General features: G+C 71.1%; 18 protein-coding genes. 17 read left to right on the top strand and 1 reads right to left on the bottom strand.

What is annotated here, in order from left to right; genetic code table 11:
- Positions 1–22 precede the first annotated feature (22 nt).
- Entirely contained in the window at positions 23–769 is a 747-nt protein-coding gene (priA, locus tag IEX69_RS16935) for a bifunctional 1-(5-phosphoribosyl)-5-((5-phosphoribosylamino)methylideneamino)imidazole-4-carboxamide isomerase/phosphoribosylanthranilate isomerase PriA (RefSeq protein ID WP_085019104.1), read from the top strand.
- Positions 753–1,523 carry an SseB family protein gene (locus IEX69_RS16930; protein ID WP_085019105.1) on the top strand — a complete coding sequence of 257 codons (771 nt, stop codon included), beginning with the start codon at positions 753–755 and terminating at the stop codon, positions 1,521–1,523. Before priA ends, IEX69_RS16930 begins: the two co-directional genes overlap by 17 nt.
- 5 nt (positions 1,524–1,528) lie before the next feature.
- Here IEX69_RS16930 and IEX69_RS16925 read toward each other — a convergent pair whose 3' ends face one another.
- Entirely contained in the window at positions 1,529–1,894 is a 366-nt protein-coding gene (locus IEX69_RS16925) for a DUF1844 domain-containing protein (protein WP_085019106.1), read from the bottom strand.
- Positions 1,895–2,163: 269 nt separating this feature from the next.
- Between IEX69_RS16925 and infC the strand changes: the two genes are divergently transcribed.
- The 15 genes from infC to tyrS are packed head-to-tail and all read left to right on the top strand — an operon-like array spanning position 2,164 to position 16,772.
- A complete protein-coding gene (infC, locus tag IEX69_RS16920) occupies positions 2,164–2,772 on the top strand; it encodes a translation initiation factor IF-3 (protein WP_085021396.1) in 609 nt (202 codons plus the stop codon).
- Positions 2,773–2,795: 23 nt separating this feature from the next.
- Positions 2,796–2,990 (top strand): 50S ribosomal protein L35, encoded by a 195-nt coding sequence (rpmI, locus tag IEX69_RS16915; protein ID WP_085019107.1) that lies wholly within the window; start codon positions 2,796–2,798, stop codon positions 2,988–2,990.
- 35 nt (positions 2,991–3,025) lie between these two features.
- The gene (rplT, locus tag IEX69_RS16910) at positions 3,026–3,412 is read left to right on the top strand and encodes a 50S ribosomal protein L20 (RefSeq protein WP_085019108.1); all 387 of its coding nucleotides are present in this window, start codon (positions 3,026–3,028) and stop codon (positions 3,410–3,412) included.
- Between the two features lie 25 nt (positions 3,413–3,437).
- Positions 3,438–4,238 (top strand): TrmH family RNA methyltransferase, encoded by an 801-nt coding sequence (locus IEX69_RS16905; RefSeq protein WP_085019109.1) that lies wholly within the window; start codon positions 3,438–3,440, stop codon positions 4,236–4,238.
- A gap of 37 nt (positions 4,239–4,275) precedes the next feature.
- Positions 4,276–5,316, top strand: coding sequence for a phenylalanine--tRNA ligase subunit alpha (gene pheS / locus IEX69_RS16900; RefSeq protein ID WP_085019110.1), 1,041 nt, complete (start codon positions 4,276–4,278; stop codon positions 5,314–5,316).
- Between the two features lies 1 nt (position 5,317).
- On the top strand, positions 5,318–7,849 hold the full coding sequence (gene pheT / locus IEX69_RS16895; RefSeq protein ID WP_085019111.1) for a phenylalanine--tRNA ligase subunit beta: 2,532 nt from the start codon (positions 5,318–5,320) through the stop codon (positions 7,847–7,849).
- A 49-nt stretch (positions 7,850–7,898) separates the two neighbouring features.
- Positions 7,899–8,945: an N-acetyl-gamma-glutamyl-phosphate reductase gene (gene argC / locus IEX69_RS16890; RefSeq protein WP_085019112.1), complete on the top strand. Its 1,047-nt coding sequence runs from the start codon at positions 7,899–7,901 to the stop codon at positions 8,943–8,945.
- A complete protein-coding gene (gene argJ / locus IEX69_RS16885; protein WP_085019113.1) occupies positions 8,942–10,102 on the top strand; it encodes a bifunctional glutamate N-acetyltransferase/amino-acid acetyltransferase ArgJ in 1,161 nt (386 codons plus the stop codon). The genes argC and argJ overlap by 4 nt, the downstream gene beginning before the upstream one ends.
- On the top strand, positions 10,102–11,010 hold the full coding sequence (argB, locus tag IEX69_RS16880; RefSeq protein ID WP_085019114.1) for an acetylglutamate kinase: 909 nt from the start codon (positions 10,102–10,104) through the stop codon (positions 11,008–11,010). The genes argJ and argB overlap by 1 nt, the downstream gene beginning before the upstream one ends.
- A 12-nt stretch (positions 11,011–11,022) precedes the next feature.
- Positions 11,023–12,237, top strand: coding sequence for an acetylornithine transaminase (locus IEX69_RS16875; protein ID WP_268235439.1), 1,215 nt, complete (start codon positions 11,023–11,025; stop codon positions 12,235–12,237).
- A 46-nt stretch (positions 12,238–12,283) separates the two neighbouring features.
- Positions 12,284–13,219 carry an ornithine carbamoyltransferase gene (gene argF / locus IEX69_RS16870; protein WP_085019115.1) on the top strand — a complete coding sequence of 312 codons (936 nt, stop codon included), beginning with the start codon at positions 12,284–12,286 and terminating at the stop codon, positions 13,217–13,219.
- On the top strand, positions 13,216–14,664 hold the full coding sequence (gene argH, locus IEX69_RS16865; protein WP_085019116.1) for an argininosuccinate lyase: 1,449 nt from the start codon (positions 13,216–13,218) through the stop codon (positions 14,662–14,664). Before argF ends, argH begins: the two co-directional genes overlap by 4 nt.
- A complete protein-coding gene (locus tag IEX69_RS16860; protein WP_157127129.1) occupies positions 14,661–14,816 on the top strand; it encodes a hypothetical protein in 156 nt (51 codons plus the stop codon). The genes argH and IEX69_RS16860 overlap by 4 nt, the downstream gene beginning before the upstream one ends.
- 5 nt (positions 14,817–14,821) lie before the next feature.
- Positions 14,822–15,451 carry a DNA-3-methyladenine glycosylase gene (locus tag IEX69_RS16855; protein WP_085019117.1) on the top strand — a complete coding sequence of 210 codons (630 nt, stop codon included), beginning with the start codon at positions 14,822–14,824 and terminating at the stop codon, positions 15,449–15,451.
- A gap of 16 nt (positions 15,452–15,467) precedes the next feature.
- Entirely contained in the window at positions 15,468–16,772 is a 1,305-nt protein-coding gene (tyrS, locus tag IEX69_RS16850; protein ID WP_085019118.1) for a tyrosine--tRNA ligase, read from the top strand.
- Positions 16,773–17,156: the final 384 nt, after the last annotated feature.

Raw genomic sequence — 17,156 nt, 5'->3', positions numbered from 1 at the left:
ACCCGAGGAGAGCACCAGCACCATGACAGAGTTCACCACCGCGCCCGCGCTGACCCTGCTGCCCGCGGTCGACGTCGCCGACGGCAAGGCCGTGCGGCTGACGCAGGGCGAGGCGGGCACGGAGACCTTCCACGGCGATCCCGTCGACGCCGCGGTCGACTGGGCCGAGCAGGGTGCGGAGTGGATCCACCTCGTCGACCTCGACGCGGCGTTCGGGCGGGGGAGCAACCTCGCGCTGATCAAGCGGATCATCCGCGAGGCGAAGGACGTGTCGGTCGAGGTGTCGGGAGGCATCCGCGACGACAGGAGCCTCGAGACCGCTCTCGACAGCGGGGCGAAGCGCGTGAACCTCGGGACAGCGGCCCTGGAGAACCCCGAGTGGGCGGCCAGCGTCATCGCTCAGTACGGCGAGGCGGTGGCCGTCGGTCTCGACGTGCGCGGCACGACGCTCGCCGCCCGCGGCTGGACCGAGGAGGGCGGCGATCTGTGGGACGTCCTCGCCCGGCTCGAGGACGCCGGCTGCGCTCGCTACGTCGTCACCGACGTGACGAAGGACGGCACGCTCCAGGGCCCCAACGTCGACCTGCTGCGCCAGGTGATGGCGCGCACCGAGCGTCCGGTCGTCGCCTCCGGCGGCATCTCGAGCCTCGACGACCTGGTCGCCCTGCGCGAGCTGGTGCCGGCCGGCCTCGAGGGCGCCATCGTCGGCCGAGCGCTGTACTCGGGTGCGTTCACGCTGGCTGAGGCGCTGGATGTCGCCGGCCGCTGACCACGACCCGCGGCTGGCCGACTCCGCCGGGCAGCCCTGGAAGGGGCGCCACTTCGAGTCCCACGGCTACGAGCGCGACGACGGTGCGGCGTCGGCCGCGCTGATCGGGGCGCTGACGGCGTTCCGCGAGGGCCGTGCCGGACAGGCCGACGTGGTCGACGCCGTGCGGACCGCGCGCCTCCTGGTCCCACTGGTCGCCCATGCCGGCGAGGAGGGGCACACGGCCGAGGGGCTACGCGTCGACAAGACGCAGGAGCTCTCCCTCGTCACCGTCGCCGGTCCGGATGGACGCACGGTCCTGCCGGTGTTCAGCAGCGTCGAGGCGCTGGCGCGGTGGAACCCCGCGGCTCGGCCGATCCCCGTCGCCTCCCGACGCGCGGCACTCGCGGCCGCGGCGGAGCGGACCGACGTCCTGGTGCTCGATCCGGCGTCGCCGACCGAGTTCGCCGTGCGTCGTCCGGCGCTCTGGGCGATCGCGCAGGACACCCCGTGGAGCCCCGCCGTCGAGTCGCCCGAGGTCCTCGCGGCCTTCCGCTCCTCGGTGGCGGGGGAGGCGAGCGTGACCGCGATCGCCCTCGCCGCCGGTGATCCGAATGCGCGGCTCGCGGCACCCGAGGTGGTGGTCGAGCTCTCGCTCGTGCCGGGCCTCGACGCCGCCGCGCTGACCGCGCTGCTCGGACGCCTCCAGGAGTCGTGGGCGGCCGACGAGGTGATCGCCGGCGCCGTCGACTCGATGGCCGTCAGGCTCCGCTGACGCGACTACGACACCGGGCCGGTGTACTTCTCGCCGGGGCCCTCGCCGGGGGCGTCCGGGATGGGGGACGCCTCGCGGAACGCGAGCTGCAGGGACCGGAGCCCGTCGCGGAGGCTCCTCGCGTGCTGATCGCCGAGGAACGGCGCCGAGGCTGTCACCAGGCCGGCGAGGGCGGTGATCAGCTTGCGGGCCTCGTCGAGGTCGGTCTCGAGCGAGGGATCGTCGGCGAGCCCGCACTTGACGGCGGCGGCGCTCATGAGGTGCACCGCGGTGGTCGTGATGACCTCGATCGCCGGGACCTCCGCGATGTCGCGGAGCGCCTCGGCCTCCAGCGTCTCGTCGTCAATCGCGTGGTCGTGGGCGTCGCTCATCGGGTTCCTCACTGCTGGGACGGAGTGTCTGCTAGACTCTATGCGGCTGAGGCTCGCCCTCGGCCCGAAAGTGGAGATTCTCCCACCCGCGCATACCGCTTCAACAGGTTACCGGGTCGAATGCACTCCGCTCGTGACGACGGCCCCGGCCGGCGGACGAGCAGACAGGGTGCGTGGTGTGTCGGCGTGTCTCATGCCGCACGGTGAGCAGCTCCGCCTTCGCGAGCCCCGGATCGGGCGCTCGACACGAACGAACTAAGGAGCTACGCATCAGCGATCCCCGTACCAACGACCGTATCCGAGTCCCCGAGGTCCGCCTCGTGGGTCCCGGTGGCGAGCAGGTCGGCGTCGTCAGCATCGACGTCGCGCTTCGGCTTGCCCAGGAGGCGGACCTCGACCTCGTCGAGGTGGCACCGAACTCCAAGCCCCCGGTCGCGAAGATCATGGACTACGGAAAGTTCAAGTACGAAGCCGCGCAGAAGGCCAAGGAGGCCCGCCGCAACCAGGCGAACACCATCCTCAAAGAGGTGCGCTTCCGCCTGAAGATCGACGTGCACGACTACGAGACCAAGCGCAAGCGCGCCGAGGGCTTCCTCAAGGCGGGCGACAAGGTCAAGGCGATGATCCTCTTCCGCGGCCGCGAGCAGTCCCGTCCCGAGCAGGGCGTGCGTCTGCTTCAGCGTTTCGCCGAGGACGTCGCCGAGTTCGGTCAGGTGGAGTCGAACCCCACCATCGACGGCCGCAACATGGTCATGGTCATCGGCCCGTTGAAGAACAAGGCGGAGGCCAAGGCCGAAGCCCATGCGAAGCGTGAGACCCGCCCGCCGCGCGAGAGCGCGTCGGAGGAGTCTGCACCGGCCGAGCCGGCCGGCAACTGACCCACACACAAGGAGAAACCCCGATGCCCAAGAACAAGACCCACTCCGGGTCGAAGAAGCGCTTCAAGATCACCGGTAGCGGCAAGATCATGAAGCAGCAGGCCGGCATGCGCCACAACCTCGAGGTGAAGGCCCCCGGCCGCAAGGCGCGCCTCAACCAGGACCAGGTCCTGTCCCCGGCCGACGCCAAGACCGTGAAGAAGCTTCTCGGCCGCTGATCAGCGCCGACGAGACGACCTGAAGGAAGAGTCAGATGGCAAGAGTGAAGAGGGCGGTCAACGCCGCCAAGAAGCGTCGCGTCGTACTCGAGCGCGCCGAGGGCTACCGCGGTCAGCGGTCGCGCCTGTACCGCAAGGCGAAGGAGCAGGTCACCCACTCCCTCGTCTACTCCTACCGTGACCGCCGTGCGCGCAAGGGCGACTTCCGTCGCCTCTGGATCCAGCGCATCAACGCCGCGTCGCGTCAGAACGGCCTCACCTACAACCGCTTCATCCAGGGTCTGGCCCTGGCCGGCATCGAGGTCGACCGCCGCATCCTCGCCGAGCTAGCCGTGAACGAGCCCGCGACGTTCGCTGCGCTGGTCGAGAGCGCCCGTGCCGCCCTTCCCGCCGACACGTCGGCGCCGAAGACCGCTGCGTAGGTCACGTCGCCTGTAGCCTCGCCTCATGCTGGACAATCCGCGTTCACCGCGCGTCCGGGCTGTGGCGAAGCTCGCCAAGAGAGGAGCCCGGTCTGAGACCGGGCTCTTCCTCGTGGAGGGACCGCAGTCCGTCCGCGAGGTCCTGAGCTTCGATCCCGAGCTCGTCGTCGACCTGTTCGTCACCCCCACGGCGCTCGAGCGTCACGAGGCGATCGGCGCCCTCGCCGAGGCGAACGGCATCGAGGTGGAGTTCGTGACCGAGCAGGTGCTCGACGCGATGGCCGACACCGTGACCCCCCAGGGCTTCGTCGCGGTGTGCAGGCAGTTCCCGACCGCCGTGAAGGAGATCTTCGCGCGGGAACCCAGGCTCATCGCCGTCCTCGAGGAGGTGCGCGACCCGGGCAACGCGGGCACCATCATCCGGGCGGCGGATGCGGCAGGCGCCGACGCCGTGATCCTCACCGGCCGGAGCGTCGACCTGTACAACCCCAAGGTCGTCCGATCCACCACGGGGTCGCTGTTCCACCTCCCCGTCGCCATCGAGGCCACGTTGTCGGATGTGCTCGCGAGGGCCTCGGCTGCGGGTCTGGTCAGTCTCGCGGCCGACATCAAGGGCGACGACCTCCTCTCGATCCGGCGCGAGGGCGTGCTCGCGCAGCCCACCGCCTGGGTCTTCGGGAACGAGGCCCGGGGCATGACCGACGAGCATCTCACGCTGGTCGACCGCGTCGTGTCGCTGCCCATCTACGGGCAGGCCGAGTCGCTGAACCTGGCGACCGCCGCCTCGGTGTGCCTGTACGAGAGCGCGTTCGCCCACCGCTCCTGATCGAGCCGGTCGCCGCGGGCGACTAGAATCGGTCCTCGTGTCTGATGCCCACGCCATTTCGGAAGCCGAGGTCGCGGAGGCGGTCGACGCCGCTCTCGCGGCGCTGTCCGGCGCGACCGACTCGGCCACGCTCCGTGCCGCCAAGGCGGCTCACATCGGCGAGTCCTCGCCCCTGGCCGCGCTGAACGGCCGGATCAAGTCCCTGCCCGGCGACCAGAAGGCCGCCGCGGGCAAGCTCGTGGGACAGGCGCGCGCGCGGGTGAACCAGGCCTTCGCCGAGCGCGAGGCCGAGGTCGCGACGCTCGAGGAGCAGCGACGACTCGAGGCGGAGGCGGTCGACGTGACCGCCGTCGCCCCGCGGCGCCGGCTGGGTGCCCGCCATCCGCTCACCCTCCTGCAGGAGACCATCGCCGACATCTTCGTCGGGATGGGGTGGGAGGTCGCCGAGGGCCCCGAGGTCGAGAGCGAGTGGTTCAACTTCGACGCCCTCAACTTCGACGAGGACCACCCTGCTCGAGCGATGCAGGACACCTTCTTCATCGACCCGCCGTCGTCGCACCTCGTGCTGCGCACCCACACCTCGCCGGTGCAGGTGCGCTCGCTGCTCGAGCGCGACCTGCCGGTGTACGTGATCGCGCCCGGGCGGGTCTACCGCACCGACGAGCTCGACGCGACCCACACGCCCGTGTTCAGCCAGGTGGAGGGCATCGCGGTCGACCGCGGTCTCACCATGGCCCACCTGCGCGGCACCCTGGAGCACTTCGCGCGGCAGATGTTCGGCGACGAGGCGCGCATCCGCCTGCGTCCGAACTACTTCCCGTTCACCGAGCCGAGCGCCGAGATGGACGTCTGGCAGCCGAACGCCAAGGGCGGTGCGCGCTGGGTGGAGTGGGGCGGCTGCGGCATGGTCAACCCCAACGTGCTCCGCTCGGCGGGCATCGACCCCGACGAGTACTCGGGCTTCGCGTTCGGCATGGGCATCGAGCGCACCCTCCAGTTCCGCAACGACCTGAACGACATGCGCGACATGGTCGAGGGCGACGTCCGGTTCAGTCAGCAGTTCGGAATGGTGGTCTGACATGCGCATCCCCGTCAGCTGGCTCGCAGAGTACGTCGACCTCCCCGAGGGCGCCTCGATCGACGACATCCACGCCGCCCTGGTCAAGGTCGGCCTCGAGGAGGAGGGCTCGCACCACTTCGAGGTGAGCGGCCCGGTCGTCGTCGGCGAGGTGCTCGACTTCACCGAGGAGCCGCAGAAGAACGGCAAGACCATCCGCTGGTGCCAGGTGCGCGTCGCGCCCGAGGGCCACCGCGCCGCCGACGGCGGCGACGACGTCCGTGGCATCGTCTGCGGCGCCCGGAACTTCGTCGTGGGCGACAAGGTCGTCGTGACGCTCCCGGGCGCCGTCCTGCCCGGCGGCTTCGCCATCGCCGCCCGCAAGACGTACGGTCACGTCTCCGACGGCATGATCGCGTCCGCCCGCGAGCTGGGGCTGAGCGACGAGCACGAGGGCATCCTGCGCCTGGTCACCCTGGGGCTCGACCCCGAGGTCGGGACGGATGCGATCGCCCTGCTGGGTCTCGACGACTCGGCCGTCGAGGTCAACGTCACCCCCGACCGCGGCTATGCGTTCTCGATCCGCGGCATCGCCCGCGAGTACTCGCACTCGACGGGCGCGGCCTTCCGCGACCCGGTCGACCGTGTGACGCCGGCGCCGGCGTCCGGGTTCCCGGTGGCGATCGTCGACGAGGCCCCGATCCGCGGGCGTGTCGGCGCGTCCGTCTTCATCACCCGCGTGGTCCGCGGGGTCGACGCCACCCGGCCCTCTCCTCCGTGGCTGGTCACCCGGCTGAAGCTGGCCGGCATCCGCTCGATCTCGCTCGTGGTCGACATCACGAACTACGTGATGCTCGAGTACGGGCAGCCCATCCACGCGTACGACCTCGACGAGCTGCAGGGCGGCATCGTCGTGCGCCGCGCCGCGTCGGGCGAGACTCTCGTGACCCTCGACGGCCAGACCAGGACGCTCCACACCGAGGACCTCGTGATCGCCGACGACCGCGGCGCCATCGGCCTCGCCGGCGTCATGGGCGGCGCCGAGACCGAGATCTCCTCGACCACGAAGGACGTCCTCGTCGAGGCGGCGAACTTCGACCCGGTGTCCATCGCGCGGACGGCTCGTCGCCACAAGCTGCCGAGCGAGGCGTCCAAGCGCTTCGAGCGCTCGGTCGACCCGAAGGTCGCCGAGGCGGCCGCGGCGCGCGTCGTGGAGCTGCTGGAGCAGCTCGGCGGCGGCCAGGCGGATGCGCTGGGCTCGGTGCACGTCGCCCATGCCGACCCGGCGGCTATCCACCTGCCGATCGGATACGTGCCGGAGCTCATCGGCGCCGAGTTCACCGACGACGAGATCGTCGACTCCCTGCGCCGCATCGGCTCCGCCGTGGAGCGCGAGGACGACGTGCTCGTCGTCACGCCGCCGTCCTGGCGTCCCGACCTCACCGACAAGGCGACCCTCGCCGAGGAGGTCGCGCGCATCGTCGGCTACGACCGCATCCCCTCGGTGCTCCCCGTCGCTCCTCCCGGCCGGGGCCTCACCGCCGGACAGCGCGCCCGTCGGCGCACCGGCGACTCGCTGGCGGCCGCCGGCCTCACCGAGGTGCTGGCGTACCCGTTCTCGTCCGAGCAGCAGACGCGGTCCTTCGGGTCGGCGACGGGAGCGGCCGTCCCTGCCGTCCGCGTGGCCAACCCGCTCGATCCGGCCGCGCCGTTCCTCCGCACCGCGCTCGTCCCGGGGCTCCTCGACGTCGCCCGTCGCAACGTCTCGCGCGGGATGACCGACCTCGCGCTGTTCGAGGTCGGGCTGGTCTTCCAGCCGCTCGAGGGCGTCGCGTACGGCGTCGCGTCGCTCCCGGCGGGCGCCGAGCTGCCCGAGGAGGCCGTGCTCGACGAGCTGCACCGGAGCATCCCGCCGCAGCCGCGTCACGTCGCCGCGCTCTTCCTCGGCGACGCCCTCGAGCGCCGCCCGGGCCGCCCGGCGGTGCCCGCGGGCATCGCCGACGCGCTCGACGCGGTGCGGACGATCGCGCAGGCTCTCGACGTGGAGGTGCGGATCGCGCAAGGGACCCACGCGTCCCTCCACCCGGGGCGCACCGCCGAGGTGTTCGCGGTGCGCGACGGCGAGGAGCGCTCCGTCGGCTTCGCCGGCGAGGCGCTGCCCGCGCTCACGGCGGAGCTCGACCTGCCCCGTGTGGTCGCGGTCGTCGAGCTCGACTGGGATGCGCTGTTCGCCGCGGCGAGACCGCTCGCGGACGTGCATCCGATCAGCGGGTACCCCGCCGCCACCCAGGACCTCTCGCTCGTCGTCGCGGTCGACGTCCCCGCGGGCGATGTCGAGCGATCCGTCTCCGCGGGTGCCGGCGAGCTCCTCGAGTCGATCGAGCTGGTCGACGACTACCGCGGCGCCGGCCTTCCGGAGGGGACGAAGTCCCTCACGTTCGCGCTCCGCTTCCGGGCGAACGACCGCACGCTGACGGCGGCCGAGGCCAGCGAGGCCAAGCTCGCCGGCGCCGCGCGCGCCGCCGAGGAGCACGGAGCCGCCGTCCGCGAGTGACGGGACGAGGCCGCCCGCGGGCGTCGCGGGCGGCAGATAGATTGGACCCATGACCTACTCCGTCGCGATCGCCGGCGCGAGCGGCTATGCCGGGGGAGAGATCCTCAGGCTGCTCGCCTCGCATCCCGAGTTCGAGGTGCGCACCGTCACCGCGCACGCGAACGCCGGCCAGCCGCTTCTGGCCGCGCATCCGCACCTGCGCTCCTACGCCGGGCTGACGCTCGTCGACACGACGGTCGAGAACCTCCGCGGTCACGACGTGGTCTTCCTCGCGCTTCCGCACGGCAAGTCGGGCGAGCTCGCCGACGCGCTGTCGGATGCTCGACTCGTGGTCGACTGCGGGGCCGATCACCGCTTGACGAGCGGCGCGGACTGGGAGCGCTTCTATCGGAGCGAGTGGTTCGGCTCATGGCCGTACGGCCTGCCCGAGCTCATCCTCGGATCCGGGGGCAAGCAGCGTGACGCGCTCGCCGGGGTGAACCGCATCGCCGTCCCCGGCTGCAACGTGACCGCGGTGTCGCTCGCCCTCGCCCCGGGCATCCGGGCCGGGGTCATCCGGGCGGCCGATCTCGTGGCGGTCCTCGCCGTGGGGCCGTCCGGCGCGGGCAAGTCGCTGCGGACCGATCTGCTCGCGAGCGAGCTGCTCGGAAGCGCGCACGCGTACGGCGTCGGGGGAGTCCACCGCCACGTGCCCGAGATCGTGCAGAACCTCACTCTCGCGGGCGGGGAGGGCGTCTCCGTGTCGTTCACGCCCGTGCTCGTGCCGATGGCGCGCGGCATCCTGGCCACGAGCACCGCGCGTCTCGCGCCCGGCGTCGGCGCGGCCGACGTCCGCAGCGCGTGGGAGCTGGCCTACGCCGACGAGCCGTTCGTGCACCTGCTGCCCGAGGGCCGGTTCCCGAACGTCAGCGACGCTCTCGGCGCCAACACGGCCCTCATCGGGCTCGCCATCGACGAGGACGCCGAGCGCGTCGTCACCGTCACGGTCCTCGACAACCTCGTCAAGGGCACCGCGGGTGCCGCGATCCAGTCCACCAACCTCGCCCTCGGTCTCCCGGAGACCCTCGGCCTTCCCGTGAACGGAGTCGCCCCGTGAGCGTCACCGCCCCCGCCGGGTTCGAGGCGTCCGGCATCCGCGCCGGCATCAAGTCGAGCGGGTCGCCCGATCTCGCCCTCGTCGTCAACCGGGGCCCGTCGAACGCGGCCGCGGCGGTCTTCACGTCCAACCGGTGCAAGGCCAACCCGATCCTGTGGTCGGAGCAGGTCATCACCGACGGCAGGGTCTCGGCGGTGGTCCTCAACTCCGGCGGCGCCAACTGCTACACGGGGTCGTTCGGCTTCCAGACCACCCACGCCACCGCCGAGGCGGTCGGCGAGGCGGTCGAGGTGTCGGCGGGCGACGTCATCGTGTGCTCGACCGGCCTCATCGGCGTCGGCGACCAGGCCTTCCGCGACGCCGTCGTCGGGGGAGTGCCGCTCGCGGCCGCGGCGCTCCGCGCAGACGGCGGGGCCGACGCGGCGATCGCCATCATGACCACCGACACGAAGCCCAAGGAGGCCGTGCACACCTCGCCCGAGGGTTGGACGATCGGCGGCATGGCCAAGGGCGCGGGGATGCTCGCTCCGGGGCTGGCGACCATGCTCGTCGTCCTGACGACCGACGCCGACCTTGCGTCCGACGCACTGGACCGCGCTCTCCGCGCCGCGACGCGGGTGACGTTCGACCGCCTCGACTCCGACGGGTGCATGTCGACGAACGACACGGTGACGCTCCTGGCCTCCGCGGCCTCCGGTGTCGTGCCCGACGAGGCCGACTTCACGCGCGCGCTGACCGAGCTGTGCCGCGACCTCGCCCTGCAGCTGCAGGCGGATGCGGAGGGCGCGAGCCACGACATCGCCATCGAGGTCGTGAACGCCGCCAGCGAGGACGAAGCGGTCGAGGCGGGGCGCGCGGTGTCGCGCAGCAACCTCTTCAAGGCCGCCGTGTTCGGCAACGACCCCAACTGGGGTCGGGTGCTCGCCGCGCTCGGGACGACCGCGGCGCGGTTCGACCCGTACGCGGTCGACGTGTCGATGAACGGCGTCATGATCTGCCGCACCGGCGAGCCGTACGAGAGCCGCGACCTCGTCGACCTCACGCCCCGCGCGGTGCACGTGCTCATCGACCTCAAGGCCGGCGACGCCACCGCGACGATCTTCACCAACGACCTCACGCACGACTACGTGCACGAGAACAGCGCGTACGCCAGCTGATGATCACGAACCCCGCCGCCGACACCGGACTCGCGCACGTCAAGGCCGAGACCCTCATCGAGTCGCTGCCGTGGCTGAAGCGGTTCCACGGCCAGGTCATCGTCGTGAAGTTCGGTGGGAACGCGATGGTCGATCCCGACCTGCAGCGGACGTTCGCCGAGGACATGGTCTACCTCCGGTACGCCGGCATCCGGCCCGTCGTGGTGCACGGCGGCGGTCCGCAGATCACGCGGATGCTCGACCGGCTCGGCATCCAGAGCGAGTTCCGCGGGGGATACCGCGTCACCAGCCCGGAGGCCATGGAGGTCGTCCGCATGGTGCTCACCGGGCAGATCAGCCGCGACATCGTCAGCCACATCAACGAGCACGGTCCGCTCGCCGCGGCCCTCTCCGGTGAGGACGCGGGGCTGTTCGAGGGACGCCGACGCACGATCGAGGTCGACGGCGAGCAGGTCGACATCGGACTGGTCGGCGACGTCGTCGGGGTGAATCCGGAGGCGGTGCTCGCCCAGCTCGACGCCGGCCGGATCCCCGTGGTCTCGTCCATCGCCCCCGACATCGACGAGCCCGGCCAGGTGCTCAACGTCAACGCCGACGCGGCCGCCGGTGCTCTCGCCGCCGCTCTCGGCGCCGCGAAGCTCGTCATCCTCACCGACATCGCCGGGCTCTACGCCGACTGGCCGAACCGCGACTCGCTGGTCTCGGTCATCGACAGCGAGGAGCTGCGCGCCCTGCTGCCGACGCTCGAGTCGGGGATGATCCCGAAGATGGCGGCCTGCCTCGACGCCGTCGACGCGGGCGTCGCCAAGGCGGCGATCATCGACGGCCGCGAGCCGCACTCCGTGCTGCTCGAGGTGTTCACCCCAGGCGGTGTCGGCACCGAGGTCGTGCCCGCCGCCGCCCACTGACCGGAGGAGATCGTGACCCACGACGACACCGACGCACTCGCCGCCCACTGGAGAGAGCGCTTTGCCGACCGCATGATGCGAACCCTCGGCGCGCCGCAGCTCTTCCTGGTGCGAGGTGAGGGAGCGCGTGTGTGGGACGTCGACGGCCGCGAGTACCTCGACTTCCTCGCCGGCATCGCCGTGAATTCGCTGGGGCACGCGCATCCGGTGTTCGTGGAGGCGGTGTCGCGTCAGGCGGCGACCCTCGCACACGTCTCGAACTACTTCTCCACGCCGCCGCAGCTCGAGCTCGCCGAGCGGCTCTGCCGCCTCACCGGCGCGGGTGACTCCGGGCGCGCCTACTTCTGCAACTCCGGCGCCGAGGCGAACGAGGCGGCGTTCAAGCTCGCCCGCCTCAACGTCGGCGACGGCCGCCGTCGCCGGGTCCTCGCGCTCACCAACTCGTTCCACGGACGCACGATGGGCGCCCTCGCCCTCACGGGCAAGCCGCCGATGCGCGAGGCGTTCGAGCCCCTGCCCGGCAACGTCGAGCACATCGACACGACGATCGAAGCCCTCGAGGCGGCGATCGACGACACCGTCGCGGCGCTCTTCGTCGAGCCGGTGAAGGGCGAGGCCGGGGTCGTCGACCTCCCGCCGGGCTTCCTCGTCCGCGCGCGTGAGCTCACCGAGCAGCACGGGGCGCTCCTCATCGTCGACGAGATCCAGACCGGGGTGGGCCGTACGGGGGAGTGGTTCGCCTACATGCACGACGGCGTCGTGCCGGATGCGGTGACCATCGCCAAGGGCATCGCCGGCGGGTTCCCGATCGGCGCCCTGGTCACGTTCGGCCACGCGTCCGACCTCTTCCAGCGCGGACAGCACGGGTCCACCTTCGGGGGCAACCCGCTCGCCGCGGCGACCGCCAACGCCGTGCTCACCGAGATCGAGGACTCCGGTCTCGTGGCCAACGCTGCGCGCCGGGGGGCCGAGATCCGCGAGGCGATCGCCGCGATCGGCTCCCCGCTCGTGGAGGAGATCCGCGGTCGGGGACTGCTCATCGGCGTGGGCCTGACCGAGCCCGTGGCCAACGAGGTCAACGCGGCGGCGCTCGCCGAGGGCCTCATCGTCAACGCCGCCAACGACTCGAGCATCCGGATCGCACCGCCCCTCATCATCGGCGACGACGAGGTGGCGGCCTTCGCGACCCGGTTCGCCGCGGCCCTCGCCGCCGTCGAGCGCGCGTAGCCGACCGCTATCCTGAACCTTTCGACGAGACACCCGAAGGCGACGCATGACACGGCACTTCCTCCGCGACGACGACATCACCCCTGCCGAGCAGGCCGAGATCCTCGACCTGGCGGAGCGCTTGAAGGCGGACCGATTCCAGGCCCGCCCGCTCGAGGGACCGCAGACGGTGGCGGTCATCTTCGACAAGTCGTCCACCCGCACCCGGGTGTCGTTCGCGGTGGGCATCGCCGATCTCGGCGGCAGCCCGCTGATCATCAGCACCGCGTCGAGTCAGCTCGGCGGCAAGGAGACGGCCTCCGACACCGCGCGGGTGCTCGAGCGCCAGGTCGCGGCGATCGTCTGGCGCACCTATGCGCAGTCGGGGCTCGAGGAGATGGCGCTCGGCACCCGGGTGCCGGTGGTCAACGCGCTCTCCGACGACTTCCACCCCTGCCAGCTGCTCGCCGACCTGCTGACCATCCGTGAGCACCGCGGCGATCTCGCCGGCTTGAAGGTCGCCTTCCTCGGCGACGGCCGCAGCAACATGGCCCAGTCGTACCTCCTGGCGGGAGCGACCGCGGGCATGCACGTCACGATCGGCTGCCCGGCGAGCTACGCCCCGACGGCCGAGGTGATCGCCGACGCCGAACGCCGCGCGGCGGAGACCGGCGGTTCCGTCCGCGTCGTCTCCGACCCGGTCGACGCGGCGTCGGGCGTCGACGTCGTCGTGACCGACACGTGGGTGTCGATGGGCAAGGAGGACGAGAAGGCGGAGCGGGTCGCGACCTTCGGCGCCTTCACCGTCGACGGCGAGCTGATGGCCGCGGCGAAGGAGGACGCGCTGTTCCTCCACTGCCTCCCCGCCGACCGCGGGTTCGAGGTCACGGCCGACGTCATCGACGGCCCGCAGAGCGTCATCTGGGACGAGGCGGAGAACCGCCTCCACGCGCAGAAGGCGCTGCTGGTCTGGCTGCTCGAGGGGGCGGGAGCGGCCGCATGAGCGAGGTCGCCAACCGGTCCGGAGAGGCCGGCGCCCTCTGGGGCGGTCGCTTCAAGGGCGGGCCGGCACCGGAGCTGATCGAGCTCAGCCGCTCGACGCACTTCGACTGGCAGCTCGCGCAGTACGACATCGCGGGGTCTCGAGCCCACGCGCGGGCGCTCGCCCGGGCGGGGTATCTCAGCGACGACGAGCTCGAGGGCATGCTCTCCGCGCTCGACGCGCTCTCGACGGCGGTCGACGACGGCACGTTCCGTCCGCTCCCCGAGGACGAGGACGTCCACTCCGCCCTCGAGCGCGGCCTCATCGACATCGCCGGCGCCGAGCTGGGCGGTCGACTGCGGGCGGGGCGCAGCCGCAACGACCAGATCGCCACCCTGGTCCGGATGCTCCTCCGCGACCACGCTCGCACGCTCTCGACCCTGCTCGTCGACCTGGTCGACGCGATCGCCGCCCAGGCGGGCGATCACCTGACCGCGATCATGCCCGGCCGCACCCATCTGCAGCACGCGCAGCCGGTGCTCCTCGCGCACCAGCTGCTCGCGCACTGCTGGCCGATCGTGCGCGATCTCGAGCGTCTCCGCGACTGGGACGCGCGGGCGGATGCCTCGCCCTACGGCTCGGGTGCGCTGGCGGGCAACACCCTCGGCCTCGACCCGGGCGCGATCGCCGCCGAGCTCGGCTTCTCTGCGGTCGTCGAGAACTCGATCGACGGCACCGCATCGCGCGACCTGGTCGCCGAGTTCGCGTACGTCTGCGCGCAGGTGGGCATCGACCTCTCCCGGTTCGCCGAGGAGATCATCCTCTGGAACACCAAGGAGTTCGGCTTCGTCACGCTCTCCGACTCGTACTCCACGGGCTCGTCGATCATGCCGCAGAAGAAGAACCCCGACATCGCCGAGCTCGCGCGCGGCAAGGCCGGCAGGGTGATCGGCAACCTCACCGGCCTGCTGGCGACGCTCAAGGGTCTGCCTCTGGCGTACAACCGAGACCTCCAGGAGGACAAGGAGCCGGTCTTCGACTCGATCAAGACGCTCGAGGTCCTGCTGCCCGCCTTCACCGGCATGGTCGCGACGATGGAGTTCCACACCGAGCGGATGGCCGAGCTGGCTCCGCAGGGCTATTCGCTGGCGACCGACGTCGCCGAGTGGCTGGTGAAGCAGCACGTGACGTTCCGCGACGCTCACGAGATCACGGGGGCGCTGGTGCGCTTCGCCGAGATGCACGGGCTCGAGCTCGACGAGCTCACCGACGAGCAGTACGCCGCGCTCTCGCCGCACCTCACCCCGGCGGTGCGCGAGGTGCTGACGATCGAGGGCTCGGTGGCGAGCCGGGCCGGGGCGGCCGGCACGGCGCCCGAGCGGGTCCGGGAGCAGCTGGCGAACCTCACCGCGCGCATCCGCACGCTCGCCGCGGCGCTCTCGCACGGGGAAGGGAGGCTCGGATGAGCACGTCGAAGCCCCCACGCGATCCCGGCGACCCGGGGTTCTGGCGCCGGCCCCTTCCCTCGTGGGCGGTCTGGACGCTGATCGGCGTGGCCGCCGCGATCGTCGTCGCGGCGATCGTGGTGTCGCTCTCGCTCGGCGTGAAGCTGTTCTGACCCGGATGCCCGTCGACCTCGCCGCCTCCGCCGTCGTGGTCGCGCCGGCGCTGCTGGGAGCCGTGCTCAGCCACGACTCACCAGCGGGACTCGTCTCGCTCCGGATCACGGAGGTCGAGGCGTATCTCGGGACGGGGGAGGACCCTGGCTCGCATGCCCATCGGGGCCGGACACCGCGCAACTCGGTGATGTTCGGCCGTCCCGGCACGCTGTACACGTACTTCACCTACGGCATGCACACCTGCGCCAACGTGGTGTGCTCGCCGGAGGGCTCCGCCTCCGCCGTGCTGCTGCGGGCGGGCGAGGTGGTGGCGGGGGAGGACCTGGCTCGCAACCGGAGAGGCGAGAAGGTCTCCGCGCGCGACCTCGCCCGCGGACCGGCCCGGCTCGTCGTGGCGCTGGGGATCTCGATGGCCGACAACGGCGCGGACGTCGACCGTCCGCCCTTCCACCTGGAGCTGCCCTCCGTTCCGGCCTCCGGCTACGAGGAGACGCTGCGGACCGGCGTCAGCGGCCCAGGCGGGGCCGATCCGTTCCGGTGGAGGTTCGCCCTGCGGGACGAGCCGACGGTCTCGCCGTACAAGGTCCATCCGTCGCTGCGATCCGTCCGCGCGGATCGGGGCGTGCAGCGCTGATACGCTCGGAGGCGTGATGGACAGTGCCACGACGACCCTGTCCGCGCAGCACAACGACGAGTCGTTCGACGACATCTGGGACGAACTCGTCTGGCGCGGACTCATCCACGTCTCCACCGACGCCGCCGCTCTCAAGGAGCTGCTCGCCGGTCCTCCCATCACGTACTACTGCGGCTTCGACCCCACGGCCCCGAGCCTGCACCTCGGCAACCTGGTCCAGATCCTCACGATGAGGCGGCTGCAGCTGGCCGGCCACAAGCCGCTCGGACTCGTCGGCGGATCGACCGGGCTGATCGGCGATCCCCGGCCGACGGCCGAGCGCACTCTCAACACGCGCGAGACTGTGGCCGAGTGGGTGGGCTACCTGCGAGGACAGATCGAGCGGTACCTCAGCTTCGAGGGCGAGAACGCGGCCCGGATGGTCAACAACCTCGACTGGACCGAGCCGCTCTCGGCCATCGACTTCCTCCGCGACATCGGGAAGTACTTCCGTGTGGGCACGATGCTCAAGAAGGACGCCGTGTCCGCGCGGCTGAACTCCGATGCGGGCATCAGCTACACCGAGTTCAGCTACCAGATCCTGCAGGGGATGGACTACCTCGAGCTCTACCGGTCGTACGGCTGCGTGCTGCAGACCGGGGGAAGCGATCAGTGGGGCAATCTCACGAGCGGCACCGACCTGATCCACCGCGCCGAGGGGGTGAGCGTGCACGCCATCGGCACCCCGCTCATCACCAATTCCGACGGGACGAAGTTCGGCAAGAGCGAGGGCAACGCCGTCTGGCTGGATGCTCGGCTCACGAGCCCGTACGCGTTCTACCAGTTCTGGCTCAACACCGATGACGCCGACGTGATCCCCCGCCTCAAGGTGTTCACGTTCCGGGATCGTGCCGAGATCGAGCGGCTCGAGCAGGCCACGGTCGAGGCGCCGTTCCGTCGTGAGGCCCAGCGCGCCCTCGCGTACGACGTGACGGCCCTGGTCCACGGGGTCGAGGCCACGGACGCGGCGATCGCCGCGTCGCAGGCGCTCTTCGGGCAGGGCGATCTCACGGCGCTCGACGCCGACACGCTCGCGGCCGCAGTGGGGGAGCTCCCCGGCACGGAGGCCACCGAGTCGACCACCGTCGTCCAGGCGCTCGTCGACTCCGGACTCGCGCAGAGCCTCGGCGAGGCCAGGCGCGCGCTCGCCCAGGGTGGCGTGTACCTGAACAACGCGAAGGTCGACGACGAGCAGGCCACCTTCGAGGGTGCCGCGCTCGCGGGCGGCGTCGCGGTGATCCGTCGTGGCAAGCGCACTCTCGCGGGAGTGCGCCTGGCCTGAGATTCCGCGCGACACGCCGAGGTGACTCGGTGGATTTGCGCGGGTCTCGGGGCGTGCGTATAGTCATTACCCGTCACCCCAAAGGTGCGGGAGAGCCGAAGAGCTCCCCGGCCTCAAGAGGGACCAGATCCTCTCCGAAATCCAGATGGCTCTTGAAGCTCTCGGTCTCGGGTCGTAGGATCGAAACCCACTCCGAAGAAGCCAATCGATTTGACAGGCGAAAACGAAGTGGTAAGGTAGAGAAGTTGCCCCGGAGCGACAGCCGAAAGGCCTGAAGTCGGGTGCGTCCGATCCTTGAGAACTCAACAGCGTGCACTATGTTCAATGCCAAATTACCCCGTACTTCAGCTTTGGCTGGGGTTGGGATTCCTTTTGGATAACTAA

It is taken from the genome of Cnuibacter physcomitrellae, from assembly GCF_014640535.1.
Taxonomy (GTDB): Bacteria; Actinomycetota; Actinomycetes; order Actinomycetales; family Microbacteriaceae; genus Cnuibacter; species Cnuibacter physcomitrellae.
Note: the sequence above shows the minus strand (reverse complement) of the source record. Positions and strands in the feature narration are given on the sequence as shown.